This window comes from Pantoea allii (assembly GCF_046529425.1).
GTDB lineage: Bacteria > Pseudomonadota > Gammaproteobacteria > Enterobacterales > Enterobacteriaceae > Pantoea > Pantoea allii.
Map to the genome: position 1 here is coordinate 688,672 of NZ_CP125958.1, position 16,502 is coordinate 705,173.

At 52.9% G+C, this 16,502-nt stretch carries 26 protein-coding genes; 21 read left to right on the forward strand and 5 right to left on the reverse strand.

Annotation, left to right across the window (positions count from 1 at the left end; all coding sequences use genetic code 11):
• Positions 1-103: 103 nt before the first annotated feature.
• From QNH99_RS03280 to QNH99_RS03360, 17 genes are all read left to right on the forward strand, one after another.
• Positions 104-484 carry a hypothetical protein gene (locus tag QNH99_RS03280; protein ID WP_109716878.1) on the forward strand — a complete coding sequence of 127 codons (381 nt, stop codon included), beginning with the start codon at positions 104-106 and terminating at the stop codon, positions 482-484.
• Between the two features lie 68 nt (positions 485-552).
• Complete coding sequence (locus QNH99_RS03285) at positions 553-771, forward strand: DUF2732 family protein (RefSeq protein ID WP_063877303.1); 219 nt, start codon at positions 553-555, stop codon at positions 769-771.
• Entirely contained in the window at positions 771-998 is a 228-nt protein-coding gene (locus QNH99_RS03290; RefSeq protein WP_063877302.1) for a TraR/DksA family transcriptional regulator, read from the forward strand. The genes QNH99_RS03285 and QNH99_RS03290 overlap by 1 nt, the downstream gene beginning before the upstream one ends.
• Positions 995-3,091, forward strand: a complete 2,097-nt coding sequence (locus tag QNH99_RS03295; protein WP_410517272.1) for a replication endonuclease — start codon at positions 995-997, stop codon at positions 3,089-3,091. Before QNH99_RS03290 ends, QNH99_RS03295 begins: the two co-directional genes overlap by 4 nt.
• A 206-nt stretch (positions 3,092-3,297) precedes the next feature.
• Positions 3,298-3,489, forward strand: coding sequence for a hypothetical protein (locus tag QNH99_RS03300; protein ID WP_063881030.1), 192 nt, complete (start codon positions 3,298-3,300; stop codon positions 3,487-3,489).
• 720 nt (positions 3,490-4,209) lie between these two features.
• Positions 4,210-4,413, forward strand: a complete 204-nt coding sequence (locus QNH99_RS03305) for a tail protein X (RefSeq protein WP_063877299.1) — start codon at positions 4,210-4,212, stop codon at positions 4,411-4,413.
• Between the two features lie 5 nt (positions 4,414-4,418).
• Complete coding sequence (locus QNH99_RS03310; protein ID WP_096011187.1) at positions 4,419-4,643, forward strand: HP1 family phage holin; 225 nt, start codon at positions 4,419-4,421, stop codon at positions 4,641-4,643.
• Positions 4,627-5,136 (forward strand): lysozyme, encoded by a 510-nt coding sequence (locus QNH99_RS03315; RefSeq protein ID WP_410517273.1) that lies wholly within the window; start codon positions 4,627-4,629, stop codon positions 5,134-5,136. Before QNH99_RS03310 ends, QNH99_RS03315 begins: the two co-directional genes overlap by 17 nt.
• Positions 5,133-5,567 carry an Rz-like lysis system protein LysB gene (gene lysB / locus QNH99_RS03320; protein ID WP_257469586.1) on the forward strand — a complete coding sequence of 145 codons (435 nt, stop codon included), beginning with the start codon at positions 5,133-5,135 and terminating at the stop codon, positions 5,565-5,567. The genes QNH99_RS03315 and lysB overlap by 4 nt, the downstream gene beginning before the upstream one ends.
• Positions 5,449-5,724, forward strand: coding sequence for an Rz1-like lysis system protein LysC (gene lysC / locus QNH99_RS03325; RefSeq protein WP_241568272.1), 276 nt, complete (start codon positions 5,449-5,451; stop codon positions 5,722-5,724). The genes lysB and lysC overlap by 119 nt, the downstream gene beginning before the upstream one ends.
• Positions 5,654-6,124: a phage tail protein gene (locus QNH99_RS03330; RefSeq protein ID WP_256853484.1), complete on the forward strand. Its 471-nt coding sequence runs from the start codon at positions 5,654-5,656 to the stop codon at positions 6,122-6,124. Before lysC ends, QNH99_RS03330 begins: the two co-directional genes overlap by 71 nt.
• Before the next feature lie 92 nt (positions 6,125-6,216).
• Positions 6,217-6,801: a phage baseplate assembly protein V gene (locus QNH99_RS03335; protein WP_410517274.1), complete on the forward strand. Its 585-nt coding sequence runs from the start codon at positions 6,217-6,219 to the stop codon at positions 6,799-6,801.
• Positions 6,798-7,148, forward strand: coding sequence for a GPW/gp25 family protein (locus tag QNH99_RS03340; RefSeq protein WP_063877293.1), 351 nt, complete (start codon positions 6,798-6,800; stop codon positions 7,146-7,148). Before QNH99_RS03335 ends, QNH99_RS03340 begins: the two co-directional genes overlap by 4 nt.
• Positions 7,149-7,151: 3 nt before the next feature.
• Positions 7,152-8,060 carry a baseplate assembly protein gene (locus QNH99_RS03345; protein ID WP_063877292.1) on the forward strand — a complete coding sequence of 303 codons (909 nt, stop codon included), beginning with the start codon at positions 7,152-7,154 and terminating at the stop codon, positions 8,058-8,060.
• Complete coding sequence (locus QNH99_RS03350; RefSeq protein ID WP_283355879.1) at positions 8,053-8,661, forward strand: phage tail protein I; 609 nt, start codon at positions 8,053-8,055, stop codon at positions 8,659-8,661. The genes QNH99_RS03345 and QNH99_RS03350 overlap by 8 nt, the downstream gene beginning before the upstream one ends.
• Entirely contained in the window at positions 8,658-9,788 is a 1,131-nt protein-coding gene (locus QNH99_RS03355; RefSeq protein WP_218987105.1) for a phage tail protein, read from the forward strand. The genes QNH99_RS03350 and QNH99_RS03355 overlap by 4 nt, the downstream gene beginning before the upstream one ends.
• Positions 9,788-10,384 carry a tail fiber assembly protein gene (locus tag QNH99_RS03360; protein ID WP_410517275.1) on the forward strand — a complete coding sequence of 199 codons (597 nt, stop codon included), beginning with the start codon at positions 9,788-9,790 and terminating at the stop codon, positions 10,382-10,384. The genes QNH99_RS03355 and QNH99_RS03360 overlap by 1 nt, the downstream gene beginning before the upstream one ends.
• A gap of 185 nt (positions 10,385-10,569) precedes the next feature.
• Here the strand turns inward: QNH99_RS03360 and QNH99_RS03365 are convergent, their stop codons facing one another.
• From QNH99_RS03365 to QNH99_RS03385, 5 genes are all read right to left on the reverse strand, one after another.
• Entirely contained in the window at positions 10,570-10,782 is a 213-nt protein-coding gene (locus QNH99_RS03365) for a hypothetical protein (protein WP_283349868.1), read from the reverse strand.
• Entirely contained in the window at positions 10,782-11,321 is a 540-nt protein-coding gene (locus tag QNH99_RS03370; RefSeq protein ID WP_283355183.1) for a hypothetical protein, read from the reverse strand. Before QNH99_RS03370 ends, QNH99_RS03365 begins: the two co-directional genes overlap by 1 nt.
• Before the next feature lie 281 nt (positions 11,322-11,602).
• Positions 11,603-11,992 carry a tail fiber assembly protein gene (locus QNH99_RS03375; RefSeq protein ID WP_096011896.1) on the reverse strand — a complete coding sequence of 130 codons (390 nt, stop codon included), beginning with the start codon at positions 11,990-11,992 and terminating at the stop codon, positions 11,603-11,605.
• Positions 11,992-12,552: a hypothetical protein gene (locus QNH99_RS03380; protein WP_410517276.1), complete on the reverse strand. Its 561-nt coding sequence runs from the start codon at positions 12,550-12,552 to the stop codon at positions 11,992-11,994. The genes QNH99_RS03375 and QNH99_RS03380 overlap by 1 nt, the downstream gene beginning before the upstream one ends.
• A gap of 369 nt (positions 12,553-12,921) precedes the next feature.
• Positions 12,922-13,353, reverse strand: coding sequence for a tail fiber assembly protein (locus tag QNH99_RS03385; protein WP_410517277.1), 432 nt, complete (start codon positions 13,351-13,353; stop codon positions 12,922-12,924).
• A gap of 420 nt (positions 13,354-13,773) precedes the next feature.
• Between QNH99_RS03385 and QNH99_RS03390 the strand changes: the two genes are divergently transcribed.
• The 4 genes from QNH99_RS03390 to QNH99_RS03405 all read left to right on the forward strand — a co-directional run bounded on the left by QNH99_RS03390 (position 13,774) and on the right by QNH99_RS03405 (position 16,477).
• Entirely contained in the window at positions 13,774-14,352 is a 579-nt protein-coding gene (locus QNH99_RS03390; RefSeq protein WP_028722820.1) for a recombinase family protein, read from the forward strand.
• An 80-nt stretch (positions 14,353-14,432) separates the two neighbouring features.
• Positions 14,433-15,602: a phage tail sheath protein gene (locus QNH99_RS03395; RefSeq protein WP_256853229.1), complete on the forward strand. Its 1,170-nt coding sequence runs from the start codon at positions 14,433-14,435 to the stop codon at positions 15,600-15,602.
• Between the two features lie 12 nt (positions 15,603-15,614).
• Positions 15,615-16,127 carry a phage major tail tube protein gene (locus tag QNH99_RS03400; protein WP_063881028.1) on the forward strand — a complete coding sequence of 171 codons (513 nt, stop codon included), beginning with the start codon at positions 15,615-15,617 and terminating at the stop codon, positions 16,125-16,127.
• Positions 16,128-16,180: 53 nt separating this feature from the next.
• Positions 16,181-16,477 carry a phage tail assembly protein gene (locus QNH99_RS03405; protein ID WP_109716888.1) on the forward strand — a complete coding sequence of 99 codons (297 nt, stop codon included), beginning with the start codon at positions 16,181-16,183 and terminating at the stop codon, positions 16,475-16,477.
• The last annotated feature ends 25 nt before the right edge of the window (positions 16,478-16,502 follow it).

The following is a 16,502-nucleotide window of genomic DNA, read 5'->3' on the forward strand; positions in this document are numbered from 1 at the left end:
GATGAGACAGGCGCGAAGCCGCCGCCCATCACAGGCGACAGCCACCTCGGCGATGACATTGATTTGTCATCAACAGCAGATGCAACGTTTATCGGAGGAGCCTATGAACCGCACCGTCCAGGTCATAAGTGAGTCACCTGCCGCTCTGAATGCTCAGGAGGGTTTCACGGCGGATCACCCCAGTCACGGCGAAAAAATGACGTTTGATGAGTTCCGTCAGCGCTGGCGGTTGCTGCGCGATAACAACCGAAACCCATCGCTTCGTTATTTCAATCATCAACATGACGACTTTAAATTTTGCGTATTAACCCTGGCTAACCGCGACTGTCCGGGCATGTTCAGGCGGGAGGAGATTGGCAAGCCCTTCCAGTATTTCGACCAGGCACGCCGTGAGCACATCATTATTGCGATGAACAAGCTGGCGCGCTGGGGAAACAGGTTGCCGCGTCAGTTCTCCACGGCGGACTGCTTTCTGTCTGAATAAATAAATCACCCACCACTCAATGACGTAAACCCGTCGGGCATCGCTTTGCCCAAAATCTGGAGAGAGACATGATGAATAGCGAGACACATTCAATGAACAACGTGAGCCACTTTACCCTGAACAAACTGCTCGATAACGAGCGTAAAGCCTGTGCATTGGCGGTGGCTAAGCGGTTAAGCGCCATGGCATCGCATATTACGCGGCAGACGTTAAACGGCATTGAAGCCGCAGAGCTGTTGCGATCTGAGGCTGAACGTTATGAAAATGAATCAGGAGAGATGCGCTGATGGCGGATGCGATTGATATTGCGCAGCAGCGCAGCGAAGAGATTCTGGCGGAGCATATTGCTCAGGTTACGCAACGTCCTGTGGCGATCGGTGCCTCGTTCTGTGAAGAGTGCGATGCGCCGATTCCTGAAGCGCGTCGTCGTGCGCTCCAGGGCGTAACCCGCTGCCTGCCTTGTCAGGAACTCAGCGAGTTAAGAACGCGCCTTCATTTCGGGCATGTACGATGATGTCGTTCGCTTACCCATGGAACGCCCCGCGGCTGGCAATCGCCAGCCCGTATCCTACCCATGACCAGCAGCAGCACCGCAATCGCCAGATAGCGGCGTGGCTGCAGGGTCAGAAAAGCCTCGCTGCCCAGGCCCGGATTGTGCAACTGGACGTCAGGCGCCGTCTCGCCAGTCTGGAACAGCAGCAGGGCACAGCCCGGGCCAATGCTTACTTAGCAAAAACCTTTGTTGAGCGCACATTGCCACGCGTTGAGTCTGTGAACCGACGTTATCAACTGCATGATATGCGGCCAGGCGTTGTCGCACAGTTAGCCCGTAGCCTGTCCTGCCAGCAAGGCGCAGCCAGAGCCGCGGGCACGCTGTGGGAGCTGATGAAACGATTTAATCGCCTGCCGGATATGTCCCGTGCCGACACCGATTTGCTGGCGGGCGATATCGCCCGTTTTATTCATGCCGAGCTGGTGCAACTGCATTCCCAGGCCAGCGCTGAAACCGATTACCGCTATACCCACCGTCTGTATATGACGGCGGCGGTGATTACCCGTGAACTGGGCCAGATGCCGCCGTTGTGGGAAACCGTCAGCGCCCGCGTATTCTGCCCTGAAGACGTGACCCCGGCCATTCTGCGTATGCAGGCGGAAAAATGGTGGAAAGGGCAACTGCGTCGAATCAGTGCCTTCTGGCGAGAACACCTGCATATCGGGCTGGCGAACGTCAACAAAAAGCACTCGCCTTACGCCAGCCCGATGGCGGTGGCGGAATGGCGCGAGCAGCGTCGGCGCACGCGTGATTTCCTTCAGGGGATGGATCTTGAAGATGAAGAGGGCAATCGCATCAGCCTGATCGAAAAATATGACGGCAGCGTCGCCAATCCGGCCATTCGCCGTGCTGAACTGATGACGCGCATCCGGGGCTTCGAAACGATTTGTCAGGAGATGGGCTTCCGGGCTGGCTTCTATACCTTAACCGCGCCGTCTTGCTATCACGCCACCTTACAGAGCGGCCACCGTAATCATAAATGGCAGGGGGCCAGCCCGGCAGAAACACAGCGCTATCTCTGCACGCTCTGGCAGAAAGTGCGCGCCAAACTGCACCGGGAAAATATCGGTATTTTTGGGTTGCGCGTTGCGGAGCCGCATCACGATGGCACGCCTCACTGGCACATGCTGATGTTTATGCGCCCTGAGCACGTTGCACGCGTAGACGAGATCCTGCGCCATTACGCCTGCCAGCAGGACAGCGATGAACTGACCAGCGCAAAGGCACGCAAAGCCCGGTTTCATGTGGAGGCGATCGATCCGGCGAAAGGGAGCGCGACCGGTTACGTTGCCAAATACGTCTCCAAGAATATTGATGGCTATGCGCTGGACGGCGAGCTGGATAACGAGAGCGGTAAACCCCTGAAGGAGACGGCGATGGCGGTGTCAGCATGGGCGGCGCGCTGGCACATCCGTCAGTTTCAGTTTATCGGTGGCGCGCCCGTAACGGTTTATCGTGAGCTGCGCCGTCTGGCAGACAGTGACACCGCGCATGGCCTGAGCGTGGAATTTGCGGCGGTGCATGATGCGGCTGACGCCGGTCAATGGGCGGAATATATTCATGCACAGGGCGGTCCCTTTGTGAAACGCGATGCGCTTGCGGTGCGCACCTGGTATCAGCCCGCCGAAATCTGCAATGCCTTTGGTGAAGAAACCCAGTCAATTAAGGGCGTGTATGCCACAGCTGTCGGCATCGACACGCCCATTTTGACCCGGCTGAAAACCTGGAAGCTGGTGCCCAAACGTGCTGAAGAAGAGGACGGCGAAAAACCGCATTCCGCGTTGTTGTCTTGGAGTTCTGTTAATAACTGTACGGACCCGGCAGACCGCCTCTTCTTCCGTCGCCCGTTATCTGAGGCGCCGTACACAGACGACCGGCGTGGGGAGAAAAAAGGAGGAGGGCACCCCTGGCTAAGCTGTCGGTCCACGTCTGCACCTGTCAGCAGCACGCGTTTACTCAGTGACGGAAGCAATGCTTTACCGGCGGTTCAGCCATTGTGCAGGATCTTGCCTCAGCCGGGACCTGACGAAAAAAGAGGGGTGAAAATTCTGTAGAATTACGGGGTAAATGAAGAAAATCTATTGATTTTTCTTACGCTTCTGGCAGGAGCAGTCACCAACCTGTCTGCCAGGTGGTCGGATAAAAGTTGATTCCTATCAACACGATATAATTTTTTACGAACTATCTTAAAACGCTTCCACAGTTAATGAATGCTATGCTACTGTATGTATGTACAGTGTTTATTTTGGGGGAGGGAATTGTGGGAAATGAATTACATGAGCGAGTCATGCTTGAACGCGTTGAACTTATCGCCAGGCTCACCAGCGAAGGAGCCTGCCGGGAACGAGACAGGGAAATAGCGTTAAATTTGATCGCCGAAATCGCTGCTAACTACACCCTTTCCGATAACCACTTTTCTGTTGTCTTCTCGGCTACGCCTTTAAAAAAATAATGACGGCGACGTTTTCACTGTGACATCAGCAGGGTTGCCCGTCGCCTGAGCCATCTCAACGGAAGAGAGGGTTCAGGCGCGGGCAACCGCTACACCGACCTGGAATGCGCTACCGTGCAACGCCCTTTTCATACCCGGCACTGTCACCTACAGAAAAACCCCGGGACCCGGCCGTTTGCCTTTATGCGCTGCCTCATCCATTGACTGCTGCCGCTCCTTCTTCGCGTTCGCCGGTTCCCTCTCGCTCTGCTTTTTTTGTTCCCGATTTGCCCTGCCTTTCATCAAGGCGACTTTCCTCTGCCTGTTGACCGCATTTGATCGTTGCGGGTCATCGCTCATGTGTTCACCGCATCCCGGCCTTTTTCCGCCTTTCAGCTGGGTTATCCAGCCATTCCCTGCGCGTCCTGCCCAACCAGCCTTGAGCGGACGGCCTTGCGTTGAGCAAGCGTCTGCTGAAGCACACACTACTCCTGACAAGTGCCGGCGACGGCAGGCGTGAAAAACCGTACAGGCCGCGCTGAGCAAATCCCCCACGTTTATGGCACCGCTCGGGTTATCCGGTAGTGGCATTTATCGGGCGTTTTGTGGCCTGACGATTCAATGCTGAAGACAGGTTTTCGCAGACCCGATCGGGCCTTTGAAGCCGGCACCGCCTACAGCGGATGCGCTTGATTTATCACCCATTCGACCACGGCTTTTACGCTCATAAGGGGCCAATCAATGCTGATTTACGCACGACAGGAAGACACCGTCGATGAGATCTGCTGGCGTTACTACGGACGCACGCAGCAGGCGGTTGAACAGGTTTATGCCGCCAATCCCGGCCTGGCAGAAAACGGCCCAACGTTACCGCACGGATGCAAGGTGGTGTTACCGGAGCTGCCTCAGGCGGCCACCGGTGAAACCCTCAATCTGTGGGATTAGTGCCAATGGAAAAAATCAGTTCTCTGATTAATTACCTCATCGGGATTGTCCTGATGTGGTTTGGTCGTCACACACCGCAGGATATCGCCTTTATGGTTGGCTCTGGCGTCGCCGTTTTGACCATGTGCACCAATGTCGCGACGTTTTTTATCAACTGGTACTACCGTCGCAAAACCTTCGAGCTACAACAGCGCAACCTAAAGGGGTTAAGTTTTGAGCCAGACCGCTAAGCGTTGTGCGGTCGCGGCCGTGCTGGCCATGGCCGCGTTGGTACCGCAAATCAAGATGCTGAAAACCTCTGACGCTGGCCTGAGGCTGATTGCCGATGCAGAAGGCTGCCGCACCTCGCCTTATCAATGCAGCGCTGGCGTCTGGACCAACGGGATTGGTCATACGCAGGGCGTTACCCCGACCAGCGTGGTGAACGAGCGCCAGGCTGCAGTGAATCTGGTGTATGACGTCATGCGCGTTGAGCGCGGCATCGACCAGTGCATGACGCGTGAAATGCCGCCCCAGGTCTACGACGCGGTGGTGTCATTTGGTTTTAACGTGGGCGTCCGCGCGGCCTGTAACTCAACGCTGGCGGGATTGATCAACAGCGGGCGCTGGCACGACGCCTGTCTGCAGCTTAAGCGGTGGGTGTATGTCAAAGGGACTTACAACCCGGGCCTCGATAACCGCCGCCAGCAAGAAATGGCCTGGTGTTTACAAGGAGCAGCATGATGCGACTGGTTGCAGCGGCTATCGCTCTGTTGCTTAGCGCCCTGGTGTTAACGGGCTGGCGGCTCAGTGTCATGACTCATCAACGGGATGAGGCACAGCACAGGGTCAGTACGTTAACCGCCGACATTAGCCGTCGGGACACCGCACTGGCTCAGCTCAATGCAGATATGCAAGCCACCCGAAAACGTGAGGCGGCGTTGCGTCTGCAACAAACCCAGGCCAGCGCGCAGGCGCTCCATCGAGAAACAACCATCAGAAGAGAAACCGATGCCAATCCCGCTTTACGTGCCTGGAGCGCTGCTGCTTTGCCTGCTGACGTTATCCGGCTGCACAGCCGTCCCGCCTTCAGCAATGCCCGAGATTATCTGGACTGGTTGTCCACGCGTGACAAGTTGCCCCATTCCGGAGAACAACCTGCAAACGCAGGGTGATTTGGCGGCGGATAACCGCCAGTTAGAGGCTGCGCTCGCATCGTGCGGGTTGCAGGTAGAGATGATTAAAGCGTGCCAGGAGCAGCATGATGTTGAAAGTGACCCAACTACGCCAGGTGCTGATAAACAGCGTTCCGCTGCTACAGCAAAATCCTGACAACCTGAATATAGCGATTCAGTCCGGAAACCTGGTTTCCACCTTAGCCAGCTCGCTGTCGTTTGAATACCACTTCCAGCTGGCTGTCACCATTACGCACTACGCCGATGATATCGATCTGATCATGGTTCCGCTGCTGACATGGCTTCGGGAAAATCAGCCCGACATCATGGTTTCTGATGAGAAGCGTCTCACCGGCTTTACCTTCACCCTCGATGCGATGGAAGAAGGGCGTAACAGGGTGAATATCACTCTGCAACTGACCGAACGCGTCTGGGTTGAGCAGCAGAATGACGCGTTACACATCACTCATTTGCCGGAACCTGCGCTGCCAGAAAATGTAGAGCGGCCCTGGCAGCTCTATATCAAAGGCAAGCTGGTCAGTGAATGGACGTCATAGCGCCAACCGTTATCAGCTGACGCGCTGTTTAGTCATCTTTGAGCAAACGGCATTCGATTGCTGCTTTTCTCTCGCAACGTGAAACTAACGCCATGAATGAGCAAATATTAGAAATCAAGCGCTTGCTGCGCAATATGGTCCGCATTGGCACCGTCGCCGCCATCAATCTGGAGGAGGGAACCTGCCGGGTAAAAACCGGAGACAACACCACCAACTGGCTGCACTGGCTGAGTGCCCGGGCGGGAAAAACCCGTTCGTGGAATGCACCCTCGGTGGGCGAGCAGGTGTTGATCATGAGTCTGGGTGGCGAGCTGAACAGCGGCTTTGTGTTACCCGGCGTGTTCTCTGACGCCAGCCCGGCACCCTCGGCCTCGGCAGATGCGCTGCACTATTCCTTTCCCGATGGCGCGGTCATTGAGTATGAGCCTGCAACCGGCACCCTGAAAGCCGAAGGGATTCAGACGGCGACCATTAAAGCGGCCGTTAAAATCCTGCTGGATACGCCAGAGGTGGAGTGCACCACATTACTTAAAACCGCCACGCTGGAAGTCACACAGGGCGGCACCATGAAGGGCGATATGTCGCACAGCGGCGGCAGCTTCGCCTCCAACGGCAAAGTGCTGCATACGCATCAACATCCGGGCGACAGCGGTGGCACCACAGGAGCGCCATTATGACGACAGCACGCTACACCGGCATGAGCCGCGAAACGGGCATGACGCTGGTTGAACTTGAACATGTCCGCCAGTCTGTGCGTGACATTCTGACGACGCCGCTGGGATCGCGGGTGATGCGCCGTAACTACGGTTCACTGCTGTCGGCGCTGATCGACCAGCCGCAGAACGACCGGTTGCGCCTGCAAATCATGTCGGCCTGTTATATGGCGATTCTGCAGTGGGAGCCGCGCATCAGCCTGACTGCCATTAATTTTGAATCTGCGTTTGACGGCGGGATGGTGGTGGAAATCACCGGCAACCGTGCGGACACCGCGCAGGATTTTTCGTTAACCGTCCCTGTGAGTTGAATCATGCCTACTATCGATCTGAGCCAGCTGCCTGCGCCAACCGTGGTGGAAACGCTGGACTATGAAACGCTGCTTGCCGAACGCAAAGCCACCTTGATTTCGCTCTACCCTGCAGATGAGCAGGCATCGGTTGCCCGGGTGCTGGCGCTGGAGTCCGACCCGCTGGTGAAACTCCTGCAGGAGAATGCTTACCGGGAGATCATCCTGCGCCAGCGCGTTAACGAAGCGGCCAAGGCGGTGATGGTTGCCTGGGCCAGCGGCAGCGATCTGGACCAGTTGGGTGCCAACAACGGCGTACTACGCCTGGTACTGACGCCGGCAGATAACACGGTTACGCCGCCTGTGGAGGCGGTAATGGAACGGGATGAAGATTTTCGCGCCCGCATTGCCGCCGCGTTTGAAGGGCTGAGCGTCGCGGGCCCATCGGGTGCCTATGAATTTCATGCACGCAGCGCTGACGGGCGCGTGGCGGATGCTTCTGCTATCAGTCCCTCTCCGGCCAGCGTCACCGTTACGGTGCTGTCCCGCGAAGGTAATGGCACGGCGGGCACGGACCTGCTGGCGATCGTGGATGCCGCGCTGAATGAGGAAGATGTTCGCCCGGTTGCCGATCGGGTCACCGTGCAGTCGGCACAGATTGTGGATTACCGCGTCGAGGCCACGCTGTACCTCTATCCGGGGCCGGAAGCCGAACCTATTCGTGCCGCTTCAGAGGCAAAACTGCAGGCATTCGTGAACACCCAGGCACGTTTAGGGCGCGATATTCGCAAGTCTGCGCTGTATGCCGCGCTGCATGTTGAAGGCGTGCAGCGCGTCGAACTGGCTCAGCCGGTGGCCGATGTGGTGCTGGATAAAACCCAGGCCGCGTTCTGCACCGGCTACCAGATCACGGTAGGAGGGTCCGATGAGTAAACGCCTGCTGCCAACGGGTTCATCAGCTCTGGAAGTTGCCGCGGCTGAAGCCTGTTCAGCGCTGGAGTCCATCCCGGTTCCGCTGCGCAGATTATGGAATGCACAGACCTGCCCGGTAGAGCTACTGCCTTATCTGGCATGGGCCTGGTCGGTGGATCGTTGGGATTCAGGCTGGAGCGAAAGTACCAAACGCAGCGTGGTGGCTGCATCGGAATACATCCATAAACACAAAGGGACCATTGGCTCTTTGCGCCGTGTGGTGGAGCCGCTTGGCTATCTGATTCGCATTAAAGAATGGTGGCAAACCAATGAAGCGCCCGGCACCTTTCGCATTGATGTCGGCGTGCTGGACAACGGCATTACCGAAGCGATGTACAACGAGCTGGAACGGCTGATTGCTGATGCCAAACCGGTCAGCCGTCATTTGATTGGCCTGTCCATCAATCTGGATTCTACGGGGACTGTACCCGTAGCGGTTGCCAGCTACAGCGGCGACGAGCTAACCGTTTATCCCTATACACCTGAAGTTATCACCGCAGGCGGTTCCGGTTACACCGGCGCAGCGGTCCATCTTATTGACCTGACGGAAGTGAGAGCATGACAACGAAATATTTTGCCCTACTGACCAATCAGGGCGCGGCAAAGCTGGCCAATGCCGCAGCCCTGGGTACCCAACTGCAGATTACCCAAATGGCGGTGGGTGATGGCGGCGGCACTTTGCCAACGCCGGACCCTGCGCAGACCAAACTGGTTGGCGAAAAACGCCGTGCTGCGCTGAATTCACTGAAGGTGGATGCCGTGAACAGCAGCCAGATTATCGCTGAACAGATTATCCCTGAAGGCGAAGGCGGCTTCTGGATTCGCGAGATTGGTCTCTATGACGCCGATGGCGTAATGGTTGCCGTCGCGAACTGCGCGGAAACCTACAAGCCACAGCTGCAGGAAGGCAGTGGCCGTACCCAGACCGTACGCATGATTTTGATTGTGAACAGCACCAGTGCCGTTACGTTGAAGATTGATCCTTCGGTTGTGCTCGCCACGCGCCAGTATGTGGATGACAACGTCATCGAGGTGAAAGCCTACACTGACGACGTGATGAAGAAGCACGTCGATGCGGCCAATCCTCATAGCCAGTATCTGCAAACGGCTAAAGCGCTGGCAGAAATTAAAGATGCGGGGCTGGTGGCGGAGGTTCTCAAAAACCTCGGTTTGGGAGAAGGCTCCGCTTTGCCGGTTGGCGTACCTGTTCCCTGGCCGTCAGCGAACCCGCCAACTGGTTGGTTAAAATGTAATGGTGCCGCTATTACCTCTGCTCAGTACCCGCTTCTGGCAAGGGCCTATCCATCACTAAAATTACCGGATTTACGTGGGGAATTTATTCGTGGATGGGATGATGGGCGGGGAATTGATTCTAACCGTGAGTTGTTAGCAGCCCAGATTTCGACTTATCTTCGGACAGGCATGATGGATTATAATGGGAGTGATGTTGACAGTAGTGGCGTTTATATCGGTATGGCCTATTCTGGTGCCGACTTTGTAACTAAGTCAGTAGCATCACCAGGTGGTATTTATCGGGCACCCAATAATTTAGATCTTACAAACAGTGCTGCTCAGGATAATGGCGTTAGTGGCGGAGCTAGTAATTCAGTTTACAATAAAGAGGGTTCTGTATGGATAACCATGCGCCCTAGAAATATCGCATTTAATTATATTGTAAGGGCTGCATAATGAACCAGGCTGAATTAGATAAAAACTTTATAGCCGTTAAGGCTGGGGACGTCAGAGTTTATAATTTTGATGAGATCTCACGTGAATACCTTTCATCCGGCATTGAAAGTCTGGCTTTAGGTGTTGGCATTCCTGCCAATTCATGTATCGATGCGCCTTTAAAAAATAAGGATGGAATGGCAGTTTGCAGGACTGAAGATCTTTTATCCTGGGAGTACGTTAGCGATCATCGGGGTGAAACCGTTTATGATATTACAAACGGAAAACCATTTATTATAAAAAATTTGGGAGATTATCCAATAAGTACCACGCCCAAAAAGCCAGGCTCACAATATGATAAATGGGACGGGGATAACTGGATTTTGGATCTGGTGGCCCAACACGAAGCAGATATAGCAAGTGCTGAGAAATTTCGTCGAGAACTTTTGAGTGAAGTTGAAATAATGATATCTGACTGGCGAATTGAATTATTGCTTGGAGAGATTAGCGATACTGATAAAGCAAAGCTTTCAGCATGGATGGCATATAAATCTGCTGTGAAGGTCGTGGATGTTTCCACAGCCCCTGAGATTAGTTGGCCGGAAAAACCTCAATAGTGTTTGAAAATTAAGCGCTTGTGAAAAAAAAGGTAGCGATAAACGCTACCTTTAGCCTAATTTTTCAGGCTGTTTTTTTCAAAGATCAAAGTGCTATAATTTAAATAAATCAATTTAGAATAACGCTATAACTTATTTTATCCCTATCGAAATGCCGCTTAAAATAGTTACCATTAAAAATAACCTTATCCTATTGTGAATTTTTTATAGTCCGTCGTGTAATCTCTATCACCATAAAACATTCCGTTTTCAGAGTTGTAAAATGCACCCGGCTGAGCATGATTATTTTCACTCAACTCTACTAAATAAAAACCATCAATCTGATAATCAGCCGGTGCTACAATAGTGTTCTCAACAACACAATCACCATTTTTTATTACTGCATATTGTTTATTCATTATGAGTACTCATAAAAGATTGCAACGCCATTGGCACCTGCGCCTGATGGTTTGGCTGAGTAAGTAAGCACTTCAGGATAAGGATCATTATACAAGTTACATGTCCCACTGCCTCCAGCGCCATAACCTGCACCTGCCCCATTATTTCCAAAACCTCTATTACCCGCGGCGGATACTTCTCCGGATAGCATACTCGCACCACCTGATCCACCAAGTTGCCCTTGTGTTCCTAGGTAACCCCAGCCCCCATAAGTACCGTTAGCTTTACGCAAAAGCTTATAACCCAATTCTGTTTCTTTGAATTCTCCAATCCCTGGAACCCCTGGAATGACCATAAGAGAATTAACCGCATTGGTGTAATTAACTTGTGGACGTGTGGAAATAGAACCTGTACTTCCGCCCGATGCATAAATTTTGGTTCCGAACCAGGTTGTTCCTCCAATAATACCTACTGAACCAGTGACGCTTGCACCTCCCAATCCTATAGTCACGGGTAAGTTAGTAATTTTTGTAACGATAAGATCAATTTCAAATTCCACAAACCCCCCGCCACCACCACCCCCACCAGCTGCGGTATATGAAGAAGCATCTGTTGTTGCAGGACTACTTCCACTAGCCCCCGCGCCGACTAATTGGCAACGTACTTTCTTTGCCTCCGGATCAGGTGTGTAATTGCCAGATGTGGTCATAACAATCGTACGAATAAGCCTGCCTGAAAACTTCTCTCCCAAACCGAGGTTTATACGATGATTCAGGTTTCTGCATAACCAGAGCTACGGATGCCATAATGACTAAAGCCCGCTATTGCGGGCTTTAGTCATTATGGCTGTATTGGCCATTCAATATCTGGCGTTTTACTGAGATCAATTCGACTCAGCGCAACACGGTAACGTTTCCATTCATCCAGATGTGTGATTTCAATGTTAGTTGCGATACCAATATCAACAGCATCCTGCAACGGTGCTATCGTCCGGCTGGCCAGATCCATTTCAGTATTCAGTCGGCTGCTTGCAATAAAGATGCTTTCTTCCGCTTTAGTCATCGGCGCGGAAAAAACACCATCGCGCAAAATATCATTCACGTTAGGCTGCTGATCCATTGTGCTGATATCCATCCATATCAGCGATGGGTGATAGAGTTCTTTAGGCTCGATGCTAAGTGAAATAATTTCCGCAACGCGTTCTTCTTCAAGACGAACATAGGTTTTCATTAAGAATACTCCTCAACATAAATCACACCGTGAGAGCCAAAATTTCCAATAAAGGGATTTTCCCGAATGCTGCCCCCACCGCCCGTACCGAAAGACATTTGACGGCTGAGCGCTGCGCCTTCCACGCTACGAATAGCACCGCCCCAATAACTCACGCCACCATCACCCGAGCCGCCACGGTAGACATTATTGTTGTCAGATATAACGCCTGGCGCATCACTACCGTCCCCACCCTGGATATTAATGTCGCCGCCAACTGCTATTCCTCCTCGACCTCCATCTGAGCCCATTGTCGGTGTGCCGCCATTGGCTGCTGTAATAATCCCATTGAAGGTGCTGCTTGTAGCCGAAGAGGTATCGTCCCCTCCACGTCCGACGACACCTGTATAGGTTTTAGTGTCGTCAATATCCAGCCATGCGATAGCCGTCGCGCCCGCACCACCACCCGCACCCCGGGATCTATAATTTGAACCCCAGCCTAGATAGCCGTAACCACGAGCGCCGCCGCCAGTGAGCGTGATTTTGATTCGTTTGGTGCCTGACGTGGGTTTGTAGTTCACCGTGCCAGGTAGGGAAAATATTTGTTGGCTTATAAAACGCCCCGAAAACCGTTCCGTCAAACCGAGGTTTTGAAGAAATAAATCCTAGCCTATAAAAACCTCATGCTGAAACAACGCTAAGCCTTAGAAAAAAATCATGAGTAGATTTTATAACGTGAAAAAGTGAAATGATTATGAAGCTTGTGACTTAAATAAAAACCAGAAAAGATTGATAATACATCAACCTGCAACCGGTGTGATGTATTATCATGAAATAATCGATATGCGCTATAGTTTAATGTTTTTTAGGTCCATCTTTCCTGATGAACTAAAGAGACTTTAATTATGTATTTCGGCATCTTGAGATAATTAAGTACTTCAGAGTTGATTTTATTCTGGCTTCTCAGGCCATATGTCAGGGATACCTTCCTGAAAATCCATCGCTTCCAATTTATCAAGGTAGTCAAGCCAGAGCTTGTATTTTATTATTTCATCTTCACTTAATCTTCCAAGTGAATATTTACCTCCCCACTGCTTGTCATTAATAAAGCTAATGGCCGTGTTAATGAGCAAGCTTTTCTGATTTCTTGCAATTTCAATTTTCTGCTCTGGTGTAGAAGGAGAACTATTCTGCCACAGCGGTAATCCGTTATTGCCAGCGATACGGATCATCCCCTCAGGAGCAAGGCCACTAAACTGCTCAAATACATTATCTTCAACTTCAATCCCATCTTCTGGCCATGTGCCAGCTTTTTCATAATCTGAACGTAATACAATTGGATAAAATGCATTATTCTTTGCACTAAAAACGTAATTTTTCATTATCTTCCCCATGCAGCCCATTTACAGGTGCTATCAGTTATACCATTCACTTGCGAGCTACCACGCGTTAACGTACAGATATTAGCAGCAGTGAAGCCAAGTCGAGTTGTTTCGATGAATTGGAATATTGTTGTTGCTACTGGGTTTCCAAAGTCATGAGAATTTAGTTCAATAAGCTCATTTGGAAATGGGATTGGGAAAATAATTTTTGCCGTAGGTGTTGTGGCATTAGTGACAGGGCCCATCCCCCATTGGTAAATGAGGCCATTAGGCCATCTTACCCAGCCATTATCGGAAAAATTAGCAGAATAGTCGCGCAACCTTACGGCATCTCCCAAACCGAGGTTTTGATGAAACAAACCCCTGGCCCGCCTCACCTGCACAATGGCAAACTCCTCACCTTTTACCGGAGAAAAAACGATGCTGATTGGCTATGTCAGGGTGTCAACAAATGACCAAAACACCGATTTGCAACGGAATGCGCTGCAGAGCGCAAATTGTGAACAGATTTTTGAGGATAAAATCAGCGGCAAGACCAGTGAACGGCCTGGTTTAAAACGGGCGCTGCGGACGTTAAAAGAGGGCGATACTTTGGTGGTGTGGAAGCTTGATCGACTGGGCCGCAGCATGCGTCACCTGGTCATGCTCACCGAAGAGCTTCGCGAACGCGGGGTTAACTTTCGTAGTCTGACGGACAGTATCGATACCAGCACACCGATGGGCCGCTTTTTCTTCCATGTGATGGGCGCACTGGCGGAGATGGAGCGCGAATTGATTGTCGAGCGAACGCGGGCCGGGCTGACCGCAGCGCGTGAAAAAGGGCGCATTGGTGGCCGGCGGCGTATTATGACACCGGAAGTCGTTGCCAGAGCGGAACGCATGATGGCGAATGGCGCCACGCTTCATCAGGTTGCGCTGGTATTAGATGTCTCACCCAAAACGATTTATCGTTATATTCCAGCGCCAAAACAGCACCATTTACGCGGTTCTTCTTACTGAACGATCAGCAAACCGCAATCGAATGCATCCTTTCCACTGACCTGACAATCTGAGCACACCCTCAACACGGAGTGCTACAGATGTCTGATTTTCATCACGGTGTCCGCGTCGTCGAAGTAAATGACGGTACACGCACCATTTCAACAGTTTCAACCGCCATTGTTGGCATGATCTGCACCGCAGAAGATGCTGATGCAACGGCGTTTCCTCTTAACACACCTGTCCTGCTGACCAACGTGCAGGCAGCCGTCGGTAAAGCCGGTACAAAAGGCACCTTAGCGGCAGCGCTGCAGGCGATTGCTGACCAGGCGAAGCCGGTTACTGTCGTGGTTCGCGTTGCAGAAGGCGCGAGCCAGGCTGAAACCACCTCTAACCTGATTGGCTCGACGGATGCGAACGGTAAATACACCGGCATGAAGGCGCTGCTGAGCGCGCAAACGCAACTGGGTGTTAAACCCCGCATTCTCGGCGTCCCAGGTCTGGACTCGCTGGAAGTGGCGACAGCGCTGGCCAGCATTGCCCAGCAGCTGCGTGGCTTTGCCTACGTGTCTGCCTGGAACAGCAAAACCATCTCGGATGCCATGAAGTATCGCGAAAACTTCAGCCAGCGCGAGCTGATGGTGATCTGGCCAGACTTTATAGCCTGGAACACCGCCACGAACAAATCTGAAATGGCTTATGCCACCGCACGTGCACTGGGCCTGCGCGCCAAAATTGACAACGACACCGGCTGGCATAAAACCCTGTCTAACGTGGGCGTCAATGGCGTAACTGGTATCTCCGCAGACGTTTTCTGGGACCTGCAACAGACCGGCACCGATGCCGATCTGCTGAACGAAAAGTGTGTGACCACGCTGATTCGCAAAGACGGTTTCCGTTTCTGGGGCAACCGTACCTGTAGCGACGATCCACTTTTTGCCTTTGAAAACTACACCCGCACGGCACAGGTGCTGGCCGATACCATGGCCGAAGCGCACATGTGGGCCAACGACAAACCGCTGACGCCGGTGCTGGTGCGCGAAATCATCGCTGGCATCAATGCCAAGTTCCGCGAGCTGGTCAGTGCTGGTTATCTGCTGGGCGCAAACTGCTGGTACGACGACAGCGCGAACGATAAAGAGACCCTGAAGGCGGGCAAACTGTTTATCGATTACGACTACACACCGGTGCCGCCGCTGGAAGATCTGACCCTGCGTCAGCGCATCACCGACACCTATCTGGCGAACTTCGCCGCATCCGTAAACAGCTAAGGAGCCGGATAAATGGCACTGCCACGTAAACTTAAGGGGTTAAACCTCTTCAATGATTCAAACAGCTACCAGGGCATCGTCACCGCCGTGACGCTGCCGAAGCTGTCACGCAAGCTGGATACCTACCGCGCTGGCGGTATGAACGGTGCGGCGTTCATCGATAACGGCCTGGACGATGCCGCACTCGATATGGAGTGGACGCTGGGCGGGATGGATGAGCTGGTGTTAAGCCAGTGGGGCGCAACCGCCAACGTACCGCTGCGTTTCACCGGTTCTTACCAGCGCGATGACACCGGCGAAGAAATTGCCGTGGAAATCGAAGTGCGCGGTAAGCACCAGGCCTTTGATTTCGGTGAAGCCAAACAGGGCGAAAACGCTGAGACCAAAGTCACCAGCAAAAACACCTATTTCAAACTGACCTGGAATGGCAAAGAGCTGATCGAAGTCGACACCGTCAACATGGTGGAGAAGGTCAACGGCGTCGATCGCCTGGAACAGCGTCGTAAAAATCTCGGCCTGGTGTAATAAAAAAGGCCGGCGCGTCCTGCGCTGGCCCTCTTTATCCTGATGGAGAAAAAATGGAACAGCTTGATAAACCAGAACTGAAAGAAAACCTGGTGGTGCTGGAAAGCCCGATTTCACGTGGTGATGTGGTGATCAGCCAGGTTGAGCTGGTGAAACCAACGGCAGGATCGCTGCGTGGCGTGCGACTGGCCGACCTGGCCTCGTCTGATGTGGATGCCCTGTTAATGGTGCTGCCCCGTATCACCCTGCCATCGCTGACCAAAGCGGAGTGCAATGCGCTCGATCCGGTCGACCTGATTGCCCTGGGCGGCAAGGTGATTGGTTTTTTGTCAGCGAAATCGGCCGGGTAAGCTGGCCCCGCGATCTAACGGTCAA

Bases quoted from the DNA above. Each gene is read 5' to 3' on its own strand.
- QNH99_RS03280 (WP_109716878.1), top strand. From the start codon at position 104: ATGAACCGCACCGTCCAGGTCATAAGTGAGTCACCTGCCGCTCTGAAT.
- QNH99_RS03285 (WP_063877303.1), top strand. From the start codon at position 553: ATGATGAATAGCGAGACACATTCAATGAACAACGTGAGCCACTTTACC.
- QNH99_RS03290 (WP_063877302.1), top strand. From the start codon at position 771: ATGGCGGATGCGATTGATATTGCGCAGCAGCGCAGCGAAGAGATTCTG.
- QNH99_RS03295 (WP_410517272.1), top strand. From the start codon at position 995: ATGATGTCGTTCGCTTACCCATGGAACGCCCCGCGGCTGGCAATCGCC.
- QNH99_RS03305 (WP_063877299.1), top strand. From the start codon at position 4,210: ATGCTGATTTACGCACGACAGGAAGACACCGTCGATGAGATCTGCTGG.
- QNH99_RS03310 (WP_096011187.1), top strand. From the start codon at position 4,419: ATGGAAAAAATCAGTTCTCTGATTAATTACCTCATCGGGATTGTCCTG.
- lysB (WP_257469586.1), top strand. From the start codon at position 5,133: ATGATGCGACTGGTTGCAGCGGCTATCGCTCTGTTGCTTAGCGCCCTG.
- QNH99_RS03330 (WP_256853484.1), top strand. From the start codon at position 5,654: ATGATGTTGAAAGTGACCCAACTACGCCAGGTGCTGATAAACAGCGTT.
- QNH99_RS03335 (WP_410517274.1), top strand. From the start codon at position 6,217: ATGAATGAGCAAATATTAGAAATCAAGCGCTTGCTGCGCAATATGGTC.
- QNH99_RS03340 (WP_063877293.1), top strand. From the start codon at position 6,798: ATGACGACAGCACGCTACACCGGCATGAGCCGCGAAACGGGCATGACG.
- QNH99_RS03345 (WP_063877292.1), top strand. From the start codon at position 7,152: ATGCCTACTATCGATCTGAGCCAGCTGCCTGCGCCAACCGTGGTGGAA.
- QNH99_RS03350 (WP_283355879.1), top strand. From the start codon at position 8,053: ATGAGTAAACGCCTGCTGCCAACGGGTTCATCAGCTCTGGAAGTTGCC.
- QNH99_RS03355 (WP_218987105.1), top strand. From the start codon at position 8,658: ATGACAACGAAATATTTTGCCCTACTGACCAATCAGGGCGCGGCAAAG.
- QNH99_RS03360 (WP_410517275.1), top strand. From the start codon at position 9,788: ATGAACCAGGCTGAATTAGATAAAAACTTTATAGCCGTTAAGGCTGGG.
- QNH99_RS03365 (WP_283349868.1), bottom strand. From the start codon at position 10,782: ATGAATAAACAATATGCAGTAATAAAAAATGGTGATTGTGTTGTTGAG.
- QNH99_RS03375 (WP_096011896.1), bottom strand. From the start codon at position 11,992: ATGAAAACCTATGTTCGTCTTGAAGAAGAACGCGTTGCGGAAATTATT.
- QNH99_RS03385 (WP_410517277.1), bottom strand. From the start codon at position 13,353: ATGAAAAATTACGTTTTTAGTGCAAAGAATAATGCATTTTATCCAATT.
- QNH99_RS03390 (WP_028722820.1), top strand. From the start codon at position 13,774: ATGCTGATTGGCTATGTCAGGGTGTCAACAAATGACCAAAACACCGAT.
- QNH99_RS03395 (WP_256853229.1), top strand. From the start codon at position 14,433: ATGTCTGATTTTCATCACGGTGTCCGCGTCGTCGAAGTAAATGACGGT.
- QNH99_RS03400 (WP_063881028.1), top strand. From the start codon at position 15,615: ATGGCACTGCCACGTAAACTTAAGGGGTTAAACCTCTTCAATGATTCA.
- QNH99_RS03405 (WP_109716888.1), top strand. From the start codon at position 16,181: ATGGAACAGCTTGATAAACCAGAACTGAAAGAAAACCTGGTGGTGCTG.